The organism is Flavivirga aquatica (genome assembly GCF_001747085.1).
GTDB classification, from domain to species: domain Bacteria; phylum Bacteroidota; class Bacteroidia; order Flavobacteriales; family Flavobacteriaceae; genus Algibacter_C; species Algibacter_C aquatica.
The window spans coordinates 1-338 of sequence record NZ_MDJD01000024.1 but is presented as its reverse complement, the minus strand read 5'-3'; the positions used below and the strand labels follow the sequence as shown (position 1 = coordinate 338).

The 338-nt window shown below is 23.4% G+C and carries 1 protein-coding gene; it reads left to right on the top strand.

The annotated features are described in order from the left end of the window. Window positions 1-181: hypothetical protein (locus tag A8C32_RS20895; RefSeq protein ID WP_205635372.1), on the top strand; the 181-nt coding region annotated here is incomplete at its 5' end. Window positions 182-338 lie beyond the last annotated feature (157 nt).

The window sequence follows — 338 nt, the reverse complement described above, 5'->3', positions numbered from 1 at the left end:
ATATAATTATATTATATATTTTTTCTTTTCGTTTTTAAGTTTTTCTAGTTGTTTTGGAGGTAAGATGATTATAGAGGAAGTTGAATTGATTGAGGAAGTAAAGTTTTTAGATGCTGTAACTCTAAACGAATCTTTACGTAATATATTTGAGTATAATCTAGTTTTATCTGTCAGTGTCTAGCCTTTCCTAAATAAGTATGTATTAAAATATATTTTAATTACTCATTTCTTATAATTACAAGCACTAACTAATATAATTCTTAATGCTTCCTTAAAATTATTTTAATCTTTTCGATAAAGTGTTATAAAATTTATTTGCAAATTTACAAACTCCGCTC